A 15,641-nucleotide genomic window follows, 5' to 3' on the forward strand; every position below is an offset into this window, starting at 1 on the left:
GTCTGTCTGAATGGATCAAATGGCGCCTAGCGCGCCACGCGATAACCGGCGGCGTCCCGGTCCCAGGTGTCGCCGGTGATGCCTTCCTCCCGCAAGCGGAACTTGCGGACCTTGCCGTTCTCGGTGCGCGGCAGATCGTCCACGACGCGCAAGTAGCGCGGCACAGCGAAATACGGCATGCGCGGCTGGCAGAAATCGAGGAGCGCCTGCGGCGTGATGGCCTGGCCGGTCTTGTAGACGAGTGCCGCCATGACCTCATCCTCGGCCAATTCGGATTGCACGGCATACACGGCGGCGGCGGCCACGGCGGGATGCGCCTGCAGCACCTGCTCCACTTCATAGGACGAGATGTTCTCGCCCCGCCTGCGGATCGCGTCCTTCATGCGATCCAGGAAACGGTAGTAGCCGTCGGCGTCCCGCAGCACCCTGTCGCCCGTGTGGAACCACAGGTTGCGCCAGGCTTGCACGGTCTTGTCGTCCATCCCGAAATAGCCCGTCGCGATGGCGAAGGGCGGACGCGCGCGCAGCAACAGTTCGCCAGGCTGACCGTCCGGCACCGGTGCGTCCTGCGCGTCGGCCACCATGGCGTCGAACTCCGGCACGACGCGGCCCATGTAGCCGGCGCGCTGCTCAGCCAGCGTGCCGCCGAGCGCGAAGTTGGTCTCCGTGGATCCGTAGCCCTCAAGCAAGGCAATGCCCGTGCGCTCGACGAAGGCTGAATGGAAACGTTCCGGCACGCCGGGCGCCAGGGCGATGCGCGTGCGGTGCTGGCGCTCGGCGCCGGTCCGCTCCTGGGCCAGCAGCATCGGCACCATTGCGCCGAGCAGATAGGTCACGGTCGCGCCGCAGGCCGTCAGCCGGTCGAAATAGCGGCTCGCGGAAAAGCGTTCGTCGCAGACGATGCTGGCGCCGGTCACCAGCGCCTGGAAACAGGCGTTCAGCGCATTGGTGTGAAAGAGCGGCAGGCTGGTGTAGAGAATATCGTCCTGTGTGATTTCCAGATTGCGCGCCGCGATCCTGCCCCACCAATAGAACTGCGCGTGCGGGCAGCACACGCCCTTGGACAGACCAGACGTTCCCGACGTGTAGAGGATGGCAAGCGTCTCGCCGGGCTGGATGTCCGCTGCCGGCATACCTTGTTCAGGCTCGGTGGGCGGCGCCTCCACCGCTGCGGGCAGCGATACCGCATCCGCCTCCTGGTCCAGCAACCAGACGCGGACCAGGGCCTGCGGCCAACTTTCCAGCGCCGCCAAGGCAGGACAACTTGCGGCGTCCGCCACAACCAGTGTGCAGCCGCTGTTGGCCAGGATGTGCTGCAACTGCATGCCCCGCGACGCGGTATTGATCGGCACCACCACGGCGCCCAGCCAGCCGCAGCCCAGCACCACCGACAGGAATTCAATGCGGTTCCCGGCCATCAGGCCGACGCGGTCGCCACGCCGGATCCCGGCCGACGCCAGGCGCGCGGCCCACTGCGCCGCCAGTGCGGACGCATCCGCATATCGCAAGCTGCCGCCAGGCGCCTGCACCCACAGCCGATCGCCCAGGCGGGCGCCCTGTTCCCGCAACAACGACGGCAATGTCAACGCTTGCATGGCGACGCTTCCCCTGTTGTGCGGCTGCGGCCAGACGGCCCCGCAGCCTTCTGGATTTAGTCTAGGAATCAACTATTTATGTGTCAAATTTATGGGTATTATTCGCCTTATAAACTCCATTGATATCAAGGGCATGCATGGAACTGGACCTGAATCTGATGCGGGTTTTCCTGACCGTGTTGCAAGAGCGCAGCGTGACGCGGGCCGCGCAACGGCTGAACCTGACCCAGCCCGCCGTGAGCTACGCGCTGGGGCGGCTGCGCGAACAATTCGGCGATCCGCTATTCCTGCGCACGCCGTCCGGCATGCAGCCGACGCCAATCGCGTTTGCGCTGGCCGACCCCATCGAACGCGGCATGAACAGCTTTGCCGAAGCGGTCAGCCTGCGCCTGCGCTTTGAGCCCGCCACCAGCACGCGCCGGTTTCAACTGTCGATGTCGGATATCGGTGAAATGGTGTTTCTGCCGCCGATCATGGAGCGCGTGCACGCGCAGGCGCCGCGCCTGCGGATCGAGGTACGCGAAGTGCCGCTGGAGGACTTGCCACAGGCGCTCAAGGACGGCGCGGTGGATCTTGCCATCGGCAACCTCGCGGGGCTGGGACGCCAGACCTGCCATGCCGATCTCTTCAGCGAACGCTATGTCTGCATGGGGCGTCGCGGCCATCCCGTCATGGCGACAGGCCTGACGCGCGGGCAGTACAAGCGGCTCGACCACATCCTGGTGGCCTCGCGCGCCAGCGCGCACCGCCTGCTCGACGACGTGCTGGCCGAGGCCGGCCTGCATCGCCAGCCCTACCTGACGCTACCGCATTTCTCGGCAGCGGCCGAAATCGTCCGCCGCACGGATCTGACCGTGACGCTGCCCTACCGCGCCGCCGTCTGGTTCAACCATGACGACGCGTTCGAGGTGCGCCCGCTACCCATTGCGCTGCCGGGGCTGTGCGTCACGGTGCATTGGCACGCGCGCTTTGAAAGCGATCCCGGCACCACGTGGTTGCGCCAGTTGGTGGTGGACACGCTGGCGGATCATCACGAAGCGCGATAGCCCTCCTCCCCCGCCCGCCGCAGAAAGCCCGCGTCCAGCTCCGGCAGGTCCACCACACCCAAGAGGCCCATGTTTCGCCTGACCTCTTCGGCGATCAGGCCGAGGGCGTGGGCCACGCCGCGCTGGCCGGCCACCGCGGCCGCATAGTTGAAGGGACGCCCCACGAACACGCAGCGCGCGCCCAGCGCCATGGCCTTCAGCACGTCCGACCCGCGCCTGACGCCGCTGTCCAGCATCACTTCCATGCCGCCCGCCGCGTCCAGGATCGCCGGCAAGGCATGCAGGGGCGACATGCTGCCGTCCAGTTGCCGGCCGCCGTGATTGGACACGATGACCGCGTCCATGCCCAGGGCGCGGGCGGACCGCGCGTCGTCCGGATGCAGGATGCCTTTCAACACCATCTGGCCCTGCCAGCGCCGCCGGATGGCCGCCACGTGCCGCCAGTTCAGGTGGCCGCGGTCGGAGAAGTCGCGCAGCACGCTGGCCGACAGGATGGGCGCGCCGCGCGTCGCGTAGTTGTTCTCGAAATGCGGCATGCCGTGGCGCGCCAGCGTTCGCAGAAAGGTGCCGAACAGCCATCGCGGATGCGTCAGTCCCTGCCATGCAAGGCCCGCGCTGGGCCGCAGCGGCGTCGAGAATCCGGCGCGCACGTTGTTCTCGCGGTTGGCGGCGACCGGCGTGTCGACCGTCAGCACCAGCGTGGTCACGCCGGCGGCGGCTATGCGATCGATCAGGGCCGCGATCCGCGCCTCATCGCCCGGCAGGTACGCCTGGAACCAGGTGCCGGGCGCCGCCTCCATGACCGTTTCCAGGCGGATCAGCGACGAGCCGCTCATGATGCACGGCACGCCGGCCTCGAAGGCCGCGCGTGCCAGCACGATGTCCCCGCGGTAGCAGGACAGCGCCGAAATCCCCATGGGCGCCACGCCCACGGGCGCGGCGTATTCCCGTCCCAGCACGGTGCAGCGGGTACTGCGGGCGGACACGTCGACCAGCACCTTCGGCCGGAACGCATACCCGGCGAATGCCTCGCGGTTGCCCCGTTCGGACTGGCCGTCCTCGACCGCGCCGGATACGTACGCGTGGATGGGCTTGGGCAGACGCTTCCTGGCGGCGGGTTCGAAGTCGTGCAGGCTGAGCATGCGGCGCAATGGGTCGGGCATGATGGCTCCTCGCAGCGCCCGCAAGGCGAGCCGCCGCGCTGTGGTCTGGTCTCAGGGTGTCGAGGTGACGGCGGATGACTATAGGCCCGGCGTCCGTTTGAATAAAGTGACTTTATTGATTGCCCTCTTTACACTTTTATTCACCCTTAGCGACTTTTGCGCCGACCGGCCCGCCGCCATGACCCTCAAGCAACTTGAAGCCTTTTATTGGGCCGCCACCTGCAAGAACTTCGCCATCGCGGCGAACCGCCTGAATATTTCCGTGTCCTCGCTGTCCAAGCGCATCGGCGAGCTGGAATCTTCCCTGGGCGCCGAGCTTTTCAGCCGCAGCGCCCGCAGCGCGACGCTGACCGCGCTGGGCGAGCAGCTCGTGCCGCACGCCAAGGACCTGCTGCGCAATGCCGACCAGTTCATGCAGCAGGCCAGCACCAACCGCAGTTATTCCGGCCGCTGCCGCTTCGGGGCGGGCGAGCTGACCTCTCTGACCTGGATGGCGCGCCTGATCGAAGTCATCCAGCAAGCCCATCCGGATCTGCTCGTCGAACCCTTCGTGGGCGTGGGAGAACTGGTGGAGCGGGGGCTGGAGGAAGGCGAGCTCGACTTCGCCGTCATCGCCGGCCCCTCGTCGCGCCCCGCACTGGCCTCGCGCGTCATCGGCAGCGCCCACTTCGAGTGGGTGGCGTCCGTCCGGGCCGTGCCCGACCCTGCCACCCTCACGCCGGCCGACCTGCCCGGCCTGACGCTCATCACCTTGCCGCAAAGCTCAGGCGCGATCCGCATTCTGGACGACTGGCTGACCGAACAGCGCGTCTCCCCCGGCCGCAATCAATGCTGCAACAGCTGGGGCGGCATCGCGGCGATGCTGCGCCAGGGCCTGGGGCTCGGCTTTCTGCCCGCGGCGTGGGCGCGCATCCTGATCGATCGTGGCGATCTGATGCCGCTGCCGGGTTTCGCGCCGCTGCGCCCGCTGACCTACACCTTCCAGTGGCGCCGCGACGATACCCGGCCCATGCTGGAAAGCCTGCGGGCGCACGCGCAGGCCTGCCTCGATTTCCATGCGCCGGCGGGCATGGTCTAGCGTCTTCGCCCCAGGCGTTGCGCCCAAACGGTTTCCAAAAAGCGTTTCTTTCGAAGGCAAATTATTCGCTTTATCTCCCGACACACCCGGCGTAGAGTCGCCCCGGATACACCTCTGGAGACAACGCGCCATGCCGGAAATCGGATTCCCCTTGCACGACTGCCCGAATGGCGGCCCCCTGGACCGCGCCCCGGTCGACGCCGCCCTCAAGGCGCGAGGCGCGCTGTGAACGCGGCCGCGCCCCGCAAGACCGCGCGGCTCTGCCGCCTGGATCTTTGGCTCAATCCGGTATTCGACGAGATCATCCGCGCCACGCCCGGCGTGTCCTTGTCGGTGCTGCCGGCCAAGGGCGATGACGCCCGCACGCTGGCTGGCCTGAAAACGGCGCACGCCTATCACGTCTCCGCGGCCAAGGACGAGCTGCCTCGCGCGTGGTTCGTCAGCGCCGAACTGATCGCGCAATGCCCGGAACTGGTCTGCGTGTCCTCGGGCGGCGCGGGTTACGACACCATCGACGTGGCCGCCTGCACGGCGGCCGGCATCGCGGTCGTGAACCAGGCCGGCGGCAACGCGGAGTCCGTGGCCGAGCATACCTACGCGCTGCTGCTGGCCGTGCAACGCCGCGTGGTCGAATCGCACAACCGCCTGCGCCACGACACGGGTTTTACCCGGGAAGACCTGATGGGCCATGAGATCCATGGCAGCGTGATCGGCCTGGTAGGCATCGGGAAGATCGGCGCCAGCGTGGCGCGCATTGCGCACGGCTTCGGGCTGCGCGTGATTGCGCACGATCCGCTGCTGGACGCCGCGACCATCCGCAGCCGCGGAGCCGAGCCCGTGGCGCTGGACGAGTTGCTGGCGCAATCCGACATCGTGTCGCTGCATTGTCCGCTGGATGCGTCCACGCGCGGACTGTTCGGCGCCCAGGCCTTCGCGGCGATGAAGCGCGGCGCGGTGTTCGTGTCGACGGCGCGCGGCGGCATCCATGACGAGAACGCGCTGCACGACGCGCTGCGCAGCGGACACCTGCGGGGCGCCGGGCTCGACGTGTGGGAACAGGAACCACCCGATCGTTCGGCCCCATTGCTGGCACTGGACAACGTCGTGGCGACGTTTCATACCGCCGGGGTGACGCACGAAGCGCGGCGCAACGTCGCGCGATCATCCGCGAACCAATTGGCCGCAATGCTGCGGGGCGAAAGGCCGCCGCAGCTCGTCAATCCGGAAGTCTGGCCGCGGGCCGCCCAACGCATTGCCAATCTGACATAACAAGGCGGCATGCGCGCCTGTCCGCGCCGCAAGGCCGGCGCAGGCCCATGACCGCCACGACAACCCCAAGGAGACAACCATGCAACACCAGAACAATCAACGACAGCACAATCAACGACGCCACAAGCGCCACACGCTGCGCATCCTGGCGACCTTCCTGGCAGGCGCCGCGCTTTGCTCGGGCGCCGCGCAGGCGGCCGGCTATCCCGATCGACCGATCAATCTGATCGTGTCCTACGGCCCCGGCGGCGGCACCGACCTGGTGGCGCGGATGATGGCCCCGTATCTGCAGAAGCACCTGGGCGGCGACGCGCGCATCGTGGTGTTGAACCGCCCCGGCGCGGGCGGCGCCATCGGCTTCGCGGAACTGGCCCGCGCCCAGCCCGACGGCTACACCATCGGCTTCATCAATACGCCCAACCTGCTGACGATTCCCATCGAACGCAAGACCGGCTTTACGTGGCGCAGCTTCGACCTGCTGGGCAACCTGATCGACGATCCCGGCGCGTTCACGGTGTTGCAGGACAATCCGCTGAAGAGTCTTGCCGACCTGACGGCCTATGCCAAGACGAATCCCGGCAAGGCCACGGTCGGCACCACCGGCACGGGGTCGGACGATCACCTGGCCATGCTGCGATTCGAGCGCACCTCGGGCACCAAGCTCAGCCACATCCCCTATAAGGGGGCTGGGGAGGTGCGCGGCGCGCTGGCAAGCGGCGAAATCACCATCGGAGCCATCAACGTCGGCGAAGCGCTCCAGTACCAGAAAGGCGGCACGCCCCTGCGATTCCTCGGGCAGATGGGCAAAACGCGCTCGGCGGCATTACCCGACGTGCCGACCTTCAAGGAACAGGGCTTCGATTTTGAACTGGCCTCGCTGCGCGGCCTGGCCGCGCCCAAGGGCCTGCCCGACGATGTGCGCACCAAGCTGGTCACGGCCGTGAAGCGCACCGTGGACGATCCGGAGTTCCAGGCCAAGGCCAGGGAGATGTTCGCCCCGCTGCGCTACCTGCCGCCCACGGACTACGCCAAGGAGCTGGCGGCGGGCGAGGCCGAGTTCCAGCAGCTTTGGAAAGACGCGCCGTGGCTTGACAAGTAATCGCCCTCAGCGCAGCGCCGCCAGCATCAAGTCCAGATTCTGCACCGCCGCGCCCGACGCCCCTTTGCCCAGATTGTCGAAGACGGCGGTCAGGAGCGCCTGGCCGTGCTGCGCATTGCCGTACACCGCCAGGCGCAGGTCGTTGGTGCCATTCAGGACCTGCGGATCCAGGTGCGTATGGGACGCGGCGTCCTCGGTCGCCACCACCTGCACATGGGCCGCGCCGGCATAGTGGCGTTGCAGGACGCCGTGCAGCGCCGCGGCGTCCACGCCCGCCGGCAGCAGGCGCAGGTGCAGCGGCACCGTCAGGACGATGCCCTGGCGGAAGGCGCCATACGACGGCACGAAGACCGGGCGCTGCGACAGGCCGGCGTGGCGCTGGATCTCGGGCGTGTGCTTGTGCGCCAGACCCAACCCATAGACCTGGAAATCGGGGCCGCGCGCGCCTTCCGGGTCCTCGTACGCCTGCACGCTGGCGCGGCCGCCGCCCGAATACCCTGACACGGCATGCACGACCGCCGGATAGTCCGCGGGGACCAGGCCAGCCTGGACCAGCGGACGCAGCAACGCAATCGCCCCGGTGGGATAGCAGCCGGGATTGCTGACGCGCTGCGCGTGGGCAATGCGTTCGGCCTGGCCCTCGCTCATTTCCGGAAAGCCGTACACCCAGCCGTCATCCGTGCGGTGCGCGGAGCTGGCGTCGATGATGCGCACCTTGGGGTTGACGACGGAGGCGGCCGCCTGGCGCGCGGGTTCGTCGGGCAGGCACAGGATCGCGATGTCGCTGGCGTTGATCGCCTCGGCGCGGCGCTGCGGGTTCTTGCGGTCGGCCTCGGGCAGCGTGAGCAGGCGCAGATCGGTACGGCCGTGCAGCCGTTCATGGATCTGCAGGCCGGTCGTGCCCTGGTCGCCGTCGATGAAAACAAGGGGTTGGGTCATGATGCTGTCCGCGTGGTTCGAGGTTGCCTGATGCGCTCAGGAAGGGCTTTATCTTCGATCCGGGATGCCGATAAGAAAAGTCGAATATCATGACCGTTCAATTCAGCTTTTCTGAACGATAGCTTTTCTGAACGACACAAGCGGCGCGCAAGGCATAAACGCCCCAGCGCCCCAGCACCCCAACGCCCAGCCCCCCGGATCTGCAATGCGAGAAATCAGCCTGGACCGCCTGCGCACCCTGGTCGCGATCGCCGACCTCGGCTCGTTCGCCGATGCCGCGCGCGCCCTGCACCTGGCGCCGCCCACCGTCAGCCTGCACGTGGCGGACCTGGAAGACCGGGTCGGCGCGCCGCTGCTTACGCGCAAGCGTGGCCAGGTCCGGCCCACGGCCATCGGCGAAACGCTGCTGGATCGCGCCCGCCGCCTGCTGGCCGAAGCCGATCAGGCGCTGGACGACGTGCAGCGGCAGGTGCAGGGGCTGGCCGGCCGGGTGCGCCTGGGCGCCTCGACCGGCGCCATCGCGCATCTGCTGCCGCAGGCGCTGGAAACGCTGGGGCGCGACCACCCCGGCATCGACGTGCAGGTGGCGGTGCTGACGTCACAGGAAACCTTGTTGCGGCTGGCCAACGGCACCCTGGACGTGGGACTGGTGGCGCTGCCGCAGCCGCCGCTGGACGGGTTGGTGCTGCGCCCCTGGCGCCGCGACCCGGTGATGGCCTTCCTGCCCGCGGCCTGGAAGGCGCCCGCGCGCCTCACGCCGGCCTGGCTGGCCGAGCGGCCGCTCATCCTGAACGACGCCAGCACGCGGCTGTCGCGCCTGACGGGGGAATGGTTCGCCGCCGCCGGGCTCAATCCCCGCGCGCGCATCCAGCTGAACTACAACGACGCCATCAAGAGCCTGGTGGCCGCGGGCTACGGCGCCACCCTGCTGCCGCACGAAGCCACCGCGCCGCAGCCCGACCCGCGCGTCATCATGCGGCCGGTGCGCCCCGCCCTGTGGCGCCCGCTGGGCATGGCGCACCGCGCCGGCCAAGTGGAGCAGGCGACGCAGCATGTGCTGGATGTGCTGTGGGAACTGCGCGCTTCCGGCGGCCGCGCCATGGCCGCGTGACGCGCGGCCGGTCGTGGCGCGGGCCCGCACGCAGAGACCCAGAGGCGCAGAGCGTTTGCGATAAATCATCTATATCGCTGCACGACCTAGATTAGAATCGCGCCGTGAACGCCTCTCCGACTCCTCCCCGACTGTCCGCCGCCGACTACGAACTGCTGGCGGACTTCCGTTATGCGCTGCGCAAGTTCGCGGCGTTCAGCGAAAGCGCGGCAGCCGCCCTGGACCTGATGCCGCAGCAGCACCAGGCCTTGCTGGCCATCAAAGGCACCCGCAAGAATGCGCCCGGGCGGCGCGGACTGTATGTCGGAGAAATCGCCGATCGCCTGCTGATCCGGCCCCACACCGCCGCCGAACTGGTGGGGCGCCTGGCGCGGCTGGACCTGGTCCAGCGCGAAGCCGACCCCGAAGACGGTCGCCGCGTGGAGGTCGTGCTGACGACCAAGGGCGAACGCACGCTCGAAGACCTGTCCGCCGCGCACCTGGAAGAACTGCACGCCATGCGCCCGCTCCTGACGCGGCTGCTGGCGCGCATGGGCGCCGACACCGGCCCGACCTGATCCGGCCCCACCCCGCGCGCTGTCCCGCCTGCCGGGCATAAGCCCATGCCGCCCGGCAATCTGCCTCGTGATAAAGTGTCGCCCCGCGATATATCTTTGACTCGCGAGGAGAGACTGTTTTGGGTGTTGCATTCAAGCGCTGGCTGGGCTCGTTCGCGCCGGCGCCGGTGGGCGTCAACGGGCGCGAGAAACTCTACGGCGTGTTGGGCGCGCTGCTCGGCCTGTTCTGCACCGAGTGGGTGGGCCGCCATGCGCTGGGCGCCGCCAATCCCTGGTTCATCGCGCCGATGGGCGCGTCCGCCGTGCTGCTGTTCGCCGCGCCCGCCAGCCCGCTCGCCCAGCCGTGGTCGCTGATGGCGGGCAACCTCGTGTCGGCCCTGATCGGCGTCTTCTGCGCCCAGTTCATTGCCCCGCCGGGCGTAGCCGCGGCCGTGGCCGCGGCGCTCGCCATCGGCGCCATGTTCTCGCTGCGTTGCCTGCACCCGCCCGGCGGCGCGGTCGCGCTGACCGCCGTGCTGGGCGGACCCGCCGTCGCCAAGCTGGGCTTCGGGTTCGCGCTGTGGCCCGTGGCGCTGAACTCCGCCATCCTCCTGTGCATCGCCGTGGTCTTCAATGGCGCGCTCAAGCGCAACTACCCGCGCCGCCATGCGGAGCCGGCCGCCGGCCACCACACGCGCGATCCCATCCCAAGCGCCCGCCTGGGCTTTTCACTTTCCGACCTGGACGCGGCGCTGAGCCAGCGCGGCGAGCTGCTGGACATCAGCAAGGAAGACCTGGAGGAAATCGTGCTCGACGCCGAACTGCGCGCCAGCGTGCGGCGCTTTGGCGACGTGCGCTGCGCCGACATCATGTCGCGCGACGTGGTCACGGTCAGGGAACAGGATCCGCTGGACTACGCCGTCCGCCTCTTCGACCGGCACCGCCTGCAGGCCCTGCCCGTGCTCGATTCGGCGGGCCGCTATGCCGGGATGGTCGCCCAGGGCGACGTGCTGGCGCGCAGGAGCCGGCTGACGCCGGTCGCCGCCGACGCCCAGCCCGCGTCCGATCTGCTGGTGGCGGACTGCATGCGTAGCGAAGTGCCCTTCGCCACGCCCGGCCTGCCCGCGATCGAACTGGCCCGCCCGATGTCCGACAGCCTGCACTGCGTGCCCGTGCTGGACGAGGCGCGCACGCTGCTGGGACTGGTGACGCAGTCCGATCTGGTGGCGGCGCTGTACCAGATGGCGGTGTCGGCCAATTCCCGGCCCGCGGACGACGCCAGCCCGCACCAGCGGGCGGCCTGACCCTCCGTAGCCCTACGGATTCCGGCGCGCGTTTGCCGCAAGGCATAATTCCGGGCGTGAATCCCTTCTCGCGCACGCGCGCCCTCTTCTGCTGGCTGGCCCTGTTCTGTGCGGGCGCGATCTGGATCGCGCGCCAGGAATACGTGGACCAGTACGAACGCTTCTTCCAGAGCACCAGCATTGCCCAGCGCATGCTGAGCCAGAAGACGGTGCAGCATGAAGCCGTGCTTGCCACGCTGGCGGCGCTGTCGCACCCGCCCGCTCCGGAGCGTCTCTATCCCAGCCTGCAGCCCGCGATGCCCCAACTGCTGGGGCTGGGCCATCTGCCCGGCGGCGTCTGGGCCGGCAGCCAGCCAGAGCCGCCCGGCCTGTCCGCCGCGGCGGGGCGCGCGCAACAGCTTGGCCGTCCCGTGACCATGCCCGTGGACGGCGCGCGCTACTGGCTGGTTTCGCCGTCCGGGTGGAGCCTGCTCATCGACGCGCGCCAGCTCGTGCCCCCAGCCGACTTTCCGCCCGGCCTCGGCCACCTGACCCTGACGGTGGATCGCGAACCCCTGTCCCTGCTGGACAAGCCGTCCGAAGGCGGCCTGCCCGGCTGGACGCTGGCGCTGCAAAAGCCGCTGGGCGCGGCAAGCCAGCCGTTCCCGATGCGCAGCACCCGCACGCTCACCCCCGCCACCTGGCCGTGGACGGCCTGGCTGGGCTGGGCCGCGGCCAGCGGCCTGCTGGTGGCCGGCGCCGCCGCCTGGCAACGCTCGCGCGCCGAAGCGCGCCGCCAGCAGGAACAGGCGCGTCTCGCGGCGATGGCGCGGCTGAGCACGCTGGGCGAAATGGCCGCCGGCATCGCCCATGAACTCAATCAGCCGCTGACCGCCATCCTGGCGCAGACGCGCGCCGCCGAGCGTCTGCTGGATGACGACGAGGAACGGCCCGCCGTGCGCCACGCCCTGCTGGCCAGCGCCGAACAGGCCAGGCGCGCCGCCGACATCATCAGCCGCATGCGCGCGCTGGTGCAGCCCAGCCCGCCCGCGCGGCGCGAGGCCCTGGATCCCGACGCGCTGGTCGCGTCGCTGCGCTTTCTGCGCGAACCCGAACTCGCCAGGCAAGGTATCCGCCTGACCTGGACCAACGCCACGCCCGGCGCGCGCCCGCTGGGCGACCGCGTGGCGCTGGAGCAGATTCTGCACAATCTGGTCCAGAACGCGGCGGACGCGCTGGCCGGCGTCCCGGGGGCGCGCCACATCGCGCTCGAAGGCCGGGCGGTGGACGGCACTTACCAGTTCAGCGTCAGCGACACCGGGCCGGGCATCGCCGCCGACGCGCTGCCGCGCCTGTTCGCCCCGTTCTACACCACCCGCGAGCAGGGCATGGGCCTGGGCCTCGCGCTGTGCGACACGCTGGCCGGCTCCATGGACGGCCGCATCGCCGCGCGCAATCTCAGCCCGGCGGGCGCCTGCTTCACCGTGAGCCTGCCGCAAGCGGGCGTCCCCGCATGACGCCAAACGACCAATCCCCCCTGGTGTACCTGGTGGACGACGACGACGCGGTCCGCGACGGCCTGGCGCTCTTGCTGCGCAGCGTCGGCCTGCGCAGCGCGGGCTTCGGCGATCCGATGGCGTTCCTGGACGCGCTGGCGCAGCCTGCGATCGGCTGCGTGGTGCTGGACATCCGCATGCCGGGCATCAGCGGGCTGGACGTGCTGGCCCGGCTTGCCGAGCGGTCCGACCTGCCCGTGGTCATGTTGACCGGCCACGCCAACGTGGACCTGTGCCGCCGCGCCTTCAAGGGCGGCGCGATGGAGTTCCTGCAAAAGCCGGTCGACGACGACGTGTTCCTCGACGCCGTGCAGGCCGCCGTGCGCACCCACATCGCCAGCCGCGAACGGCTGGCCGTGACGCAGGCGGCGGCGGACCGCCTCGCGCGCCTGTCCGGACGCGAACACGAGGTGCTGGCGCGCATCGTGCGCGGCATGAGCAACAAGGAAATCGCCCGCGAATTCGCGCTCTCGCCGCGCACCGTCGAGACCTACCGCGCCAATGTCTTCGCCAAGCTGGAAGCCGACTCGCTCGCCCAGCTCATCCGCCAGTACGCGAGCCTGCTGGATTGAAGCGGCCTCCGTAACGCTACGGAGACGCGCGCGTAGTCGGGCGTATACCGCCCGCGCGGCCTTTTGGCCACACTGTCTGCTCCTTACCGCACCACCCCTACAAGGATGCAGACACCATGATGAAACGTTCCCTCGCCGCCCTGATTTCGACGGTCGCTTGCGCCAGCGCCGCCCACGCCGCGGTGCTGAGCGAAAGCAACCTGTCGATGGCCGACGCGCAGAAGCTGGCCACCGCGACCGTCGCCGCCTGCCAGGCCAAGGGCTACAACGTCAGCGCCGCCGTCGTGGACCGCGCCGGCCTGCTCAAGGCATTCGCGCGCGCCGACAACGCCGGCCCGCACACCATCGAAGCCAGCCGCGCCAAGGCCTTCACGGCCGCGTCGGCCAAGACGCCGACGCTCGCCATGCTGGAGAACACGCAGAAGAATCCGGGCGCGGCCACCCTGACCGACATCCCGGGCTTTCTGGTCCTGGGCGGCGGCGTCCCCATCAAGGCTGGCAATGGCGTGATCGGCGCCATCGGCGTGGCGGGCGCGCCCGGCGGCCACCTGGACGCGCAATGCGCCGAGGCCGTGCTGGAAGAAAACGCGGCGCTGTTCAAGTAAGCGCACGTTGGCGTCATTGATCGCGAGGGCGCAATGGCGGGATGACGCAATGGCGGGATGACGCGATACGGGGCCGGGCGACAACCGCCGCCCGATTCCCTCAGCGCTTGAGCGCCCTCAGTCCTGGCGCTCTCGCGCCACCGCGCTGGCCAGCGCCAGATGCTTGCCCAGCAGCATCGCGTCCGCCGCGGCCGGATCGCGCCGTTGCAGGCGCTCCAGTTCCGTGGGCTCCAGGTTCGCGGACCGCACCAGCGACATCAGGTCGCGCGTGCGGGTCTCAAGCACCGGCGTCAGGGTGTCTTCCGTCAGCTCGCCCTTCACGTACGCCTGCACCCGCGTGGACAGGTTGCGCGTGTGCGTCAGGGTCGCTTCGGCCAGCAGGCCCTGCTCGTAGCGGATGCCGGTCTGGCTGGTGACTTCGTCCTTGATCTGGTGGAAGCGGTAGTACTGCGAATCCTTGTCCTGCGTCAGATCTAGCTTTTGCTGCGGCGTCAGCGCGGTGTGGAAGCTGGCGGTCAGGTTCGCGCGCTGTTCCTGCCTGACGCCCAGGTCGAACAGGGGCCGGCCGCTCACGCTGCTGCTTTGCGAGACCTGATAGGTGAACTGGTCGATTTCGCCGGTCTTGTAGGGATTGCTGGCCGTCATGGTCTGCGAGACCGAGGCCGAGAAATCCGCCACGCCCGACAACAGGCTGCGGTAGGTGTAGCCGGCCGACGCAATGCGCGGCGCCTGGCTGGACGGGGCGGCCGCCGCGTCGTAGCTCTGGTGCAACTGCGCAAACGCATCCTTGAAGATCGACATCAGCGCCTCGTCGCCGCGGCCCCGGGTGCGCGCGGCCTCGAACTGCTGGAGGTAGTTGCCCACTGCCGCGGCGCGCTGCTGCGCGTTGCCAAAGAGCGCGGATTTGCTTACGTCGACGTCCACTTTCACGACGCCTTCGGCGTTCTTGACGGTCAGCGACCGCTGCGTGCTGTCCGCGACGAATTCGACAGACTGCGACACGACGCCTTGGGCGGTCGTGGTGGCCTGTAGCGACACCGAGGACAGGACCGCCGTGTCGAACTTGCCCAGGCTGGACCAGGCCATGCGCGGCGGCACCGATGCCAGGCCGTCCACGGCATCCTGGAATGCCTTGGACAGGCCGGCGATGGCGTTGCGCTCGGCTTCCGTCAGCTCGCCTTCGGCCACGTCGATCTGCACCTCCAGGCCATCGGGGCCGCTGCGCAGGCCCACTTCCACCTTCACGCCGCTGGCCGTGGTGATGCGCAGCGTATAGGCATCCTCGGGCTGCGCGGACGCGCCGGCTTGCAAGGCGCCCAGTGCGTCCACCTGGGCAGCGCCCGGTGCGAACGTGGCGGACTGCGAAAAATTGCCGCCGTCGGTCTTGAAACGGTCCAGCAGCGCCGCGGCGACGCCTTCCACGCGGCCGGCCAGCGTGCGGGCCGAGACCGTGTTGGCAATAGTGGCGGAAACCGCGTCCGCCGCGTCGCGCGCCAGCGTCACGCCTGCCGCGACGGGCTGCGGCGTGTAGGTCAGCGCCGGGGACGCGCCCTGGCCCAGCGTGACGGTCGTGGAAGCGGGCACGACGGCCACGTCTTCTCGGGGAACCGCGCGGATCACGCCGGCTGCCGGCGGCGCCAGGCCGATCGTGGTGACGGCGCTGGTGGGGGCAACGGATGTCATGACGTCTCTTCCTCCTTGGGAACCGCGGGCATGCATGCGCGCCCGGCCGGGATCCCATGGGAAATGTAACGGCAGCAATCCGCCAGACTTAAACCCGCCAGACTTG

At 69.2% G+C, this 15,641-nt stretch carries 14 protein-coding genes; 10 read left to right on the top strand and 4 right to left on the bottom strand.

The window, feature by feature from the left end; translation table 11 throughout:
- Positions 1–26: 26 nt before the first annotated feature.
- Positions 27–1,664, bottom strand: coding sequence for an ATP-dependent acyl-CoA ligase (locus tag BMW75_RS07110; protein ID WP_256381718.1), 1,638 nt, complete (start codon positions 1,662–1,664; stop codon positions 27–29).
- A gap of 68 nt (positions 1,665–1,732) precedes the next feature.
- On the opposite strand from BMW75_RS07110, the gene BMW75_RS07115 reads away from it, so the two are divergent.
- Complete coding sequence (locus BMW75_RS07115) at positions 1,733–2,641, top strand: LysR family transcriptional regulator (RefSeq protein WP_092578092.1); 909 nt, start codon at positions 1,733–1,735, stop codon at positions 2,639–2,641.
- Here the strand turns inward: BMW75_RS07115 and BMW75_RS07120 are convergent.
- Entirely contained in the window at positions 2,626–3,804 is a 1,179-nt protein-coding gene (locus BMW75_RS07120; RefSeq protein ID WP_092578093.1) for an alpha-hydroxy acid oxidase, read from the bottom strand. The two genes, BMW75_RS07115 and BMW75_RS07120, sit on opposite strands and share 16 nt — an antisense overlap.
- 178 nt (positions 3,805–3,982) lie before the next feature.
- On the opposite strand from BMW75_RS07120, the gene BMW75_RS07125 reads away from it, so the two are divergent.
- The 3 genes from BMW75_RS07125 to BMW75_RS07135 all read left to right on the top strand — a co-directional run bounded on the left by BMW75_RS07125 (position 3,983) and on the right by BMW75_RS07135 (position 7,250).
- Positions 3,983–4,882, top strand: a complete 900-nt coding sequence (locus BMW75_RS07125) for a LysR family transcriptional regulator (RefSeq protein WP_092578094.1) — start codon at positions 3,983–3,985, stop codon at positions 4,880–4,882.
- A gap of 225 nt (positions 4,883–5,107) precedes the next feature.
- Entirely contained in the window at positions 5,108–6,151 is a 1,044-nt protein-coding gene (locus BMW75_RS07130; protein WP_092578095.1) for a hydroxyacid dehydrogenase, read from the top strand.
- A 79-nt stretch (positions 6,152–6,230) separates the two neighbouring features.
- Positions 6,231–7,250: a Bug family tripartite tricarboxylate transporter substrate binding protein gene (locus BMW75_RS07135; protein WP_092578097.1), complete on the top strand. Its 1,020-nt coding sequence runs from the start codon at positions 6,231–6,233 to the stop codon at positions 7,248–7,250.
- A gap of 6 nt (positions 7,251–7,256) precedes the next feature.
- Here the strand turns inward: BMW75_RS07135 and argC are convergent, their stop codons facing one another.
- Positions 7,257–8,189 carry an N-acetyl-gamma-glutamyl-phosphate reductase gene (argC, locus tag BMW75_RS07140; protein ID WP_092578098.1) on the bottom strand — a complete coding sequence of 311 codons (933 nt, stop codon included), beginning with the start codon at positions 8,187–8,189 and terminating at the stop codon, positions 7,257–7,259.
- Positions 8,190–8,394: 205 nt separating this feature from the next.
- On the opposite strand from argC, the gene BMW75_RS07145 reads away from it, so the two are divergent.
- The 6 genes from BMW75_RS07145 to BMW75_RS07170 all read left to right on the top strand — a co-directional run bounded on the left by BMW75_RS07145 (position 8,395) and on the right by BMW75_RS07170 (position 13,852).
- Positions 8,395–9,300: a LysR family transcriptional regulator gene (locus BMW75_RS07145; RefSeq protein ID WP_092578099.1), complete on the top strand. Its 906-nt coding sequence runs from the start codon at positions 8,395–8,397 to the stop codon at positions 9,298–9,300.
- A 104-nt stretch (positions 9,301–9,404) separates the two neighbouring features.
- Positions 9,405–9,857 (top strand): MarR family winged helix-turn-helix transcriptional regulator, encoded by a 453-nt coding sequence (locus tag BMW75_RS07150; protein ID WP_092578101.1) that lies wholly within the window; start codon positions 9,405–9,407, stop codon positions 9,855–9,857.
- Between the two features lie 119 nt (positions 9,858–9,976).
- Entirely contained in the window at positions 9,977–11,140 is a 1,164-nt protein-coding gene (locus BMW75_RS07155; protein ID WP_092578102.1) for an HPP family protein, read from the top strand.
- Positions 11,141–11,196: 56 nt separating this feature from the next.
- Positions 11,197–12,636 carry a sensor histidine kinase gene (locus BMW75_RS07160; protein ID WP_092578103.1) on the top strand — a complete coding sequence of 480 codons (1,440 nt, stop codon included), beginning with the start codon at positions 11,197–11,199 and terminating at the stop codon, positions 12,634–12,636.
- Positions 12,633–13,247, top strand: a complete 615-nt coding sequence (locus BMW75_RS07165; RefSeq protein ID WP_076520726.1) for a response regulator transcription factor — start codon at positions 12,633–12,635, stop codon at positions 13,245–13,247. The genes BMW75_RS07160 and BMW75_RS07165 overlap by 4 nt, the downstream gene beginning before the upstream one ends.
- A gap of 116 nt (positions 13,248–13,363) precedes the next feature.
- Entirely contained in the window at positions 13,364–13,852 is a 489-nt protein-coding gene (locus tag BMW75_RS07170) for a GlcG/HbpS family heme-binding protein (protein WP_092578105.1), read from the top strand.
- Positions 13,853–13,969: 117 nt separating this feature from the next.
- On the opposite strand, the gene BMW75_RS07175 is transcribed toward BMW75_RS07170, so the two are convergent.
- Positions 13,970–15,535, bottom strand: coding sequence for a hypothetical protein (locus BMW75_RS07175; RefSeq protein ID WP_092578107.1), 1,566 nt, complete (start codon positions 15,533–15,535; stop codon positions 13,970–13,972).
- Positions 15,536–15,641 lie beyond the last annotated feature (106 nt).

This window comes from Achromobacter sp. NFACC18-2, from assembly GCF_900108985.1.
GTDB lineage: Bacteria > Pseudomonadota > Gammaproteobacteria > Burkholderiales > Burkholderiaceae_B > Achromobacter.

What these genes read in the sequence shown, in the direction of transcription:
- argC (WP_092578098.1), bottom strand. Translation starts at nt 8,189, where the DNA reads ATGACCCAACCCCTTGTTTTCATCGACGGCGACCAGGGCACGACCGGC.
- BMW75_RS07175 (WP_092578107.1), bottom strand. Translation starts at nt 15,535, where the DNA reads ATGACATCCGTTGCCCCCACCAGCGCCGTCACCACGATCGGCCTGGCG.
- BMW75_RS07135 (WP_092578097.1), top strand. Translation starts at nt 6,231, where the DNA reads ATGCAACACCAGAACAATCAACGACAGCACAATCAACGACGCCACAAG.
- BMW75_RS07120 (WP_092578093.1), bottom strand. Translation starts at nt 3,804, where the DNA reads ATGCCCGACCCATTGCGCCGCATGCTCAGCCTGCACGACTTCGAACCC.
- BMW75_RS07165 (WP_076520726.1), top strand. Translation starts at nt 12,633, where the DNA reads ATGACGCCAAACGACCAATCCCCCCTGGTGTACCTGGTGGACGACGAC.
- BMW75_RS07170 (WP_092578105.1), top strand. Translation starts at nt 13,364, where the DNA reads ATGATGAAACGTTCCCTCGCCGCCCTGATTTCGACGGTCGCTTGCGCC.
- BMW75_RS07125 (WP_092578094.1), top strand. Translation starts at nt 3,983, where the DNA reads ATGACCCTCAAGCAACTTGAAGCCTTTTATTGGGCCGCCACCTGCAAG.
- BMW75_RS07145 (WP_092578099.1), top strand. Translation starts at nt 8,395, where the DNA reads ATGCGAGAAATCAGCCTGGACCGCCTGCGCACCCTGGTCGCGATCGCC.
- BMW75_RS07115 (WP_092578092.1), top strand. Translation starts at nt 1,733, where the DNA reads ATGGAACTGGACCTGAATCTGATGCGGGTTTTCCTGACCGTGTTGCAA.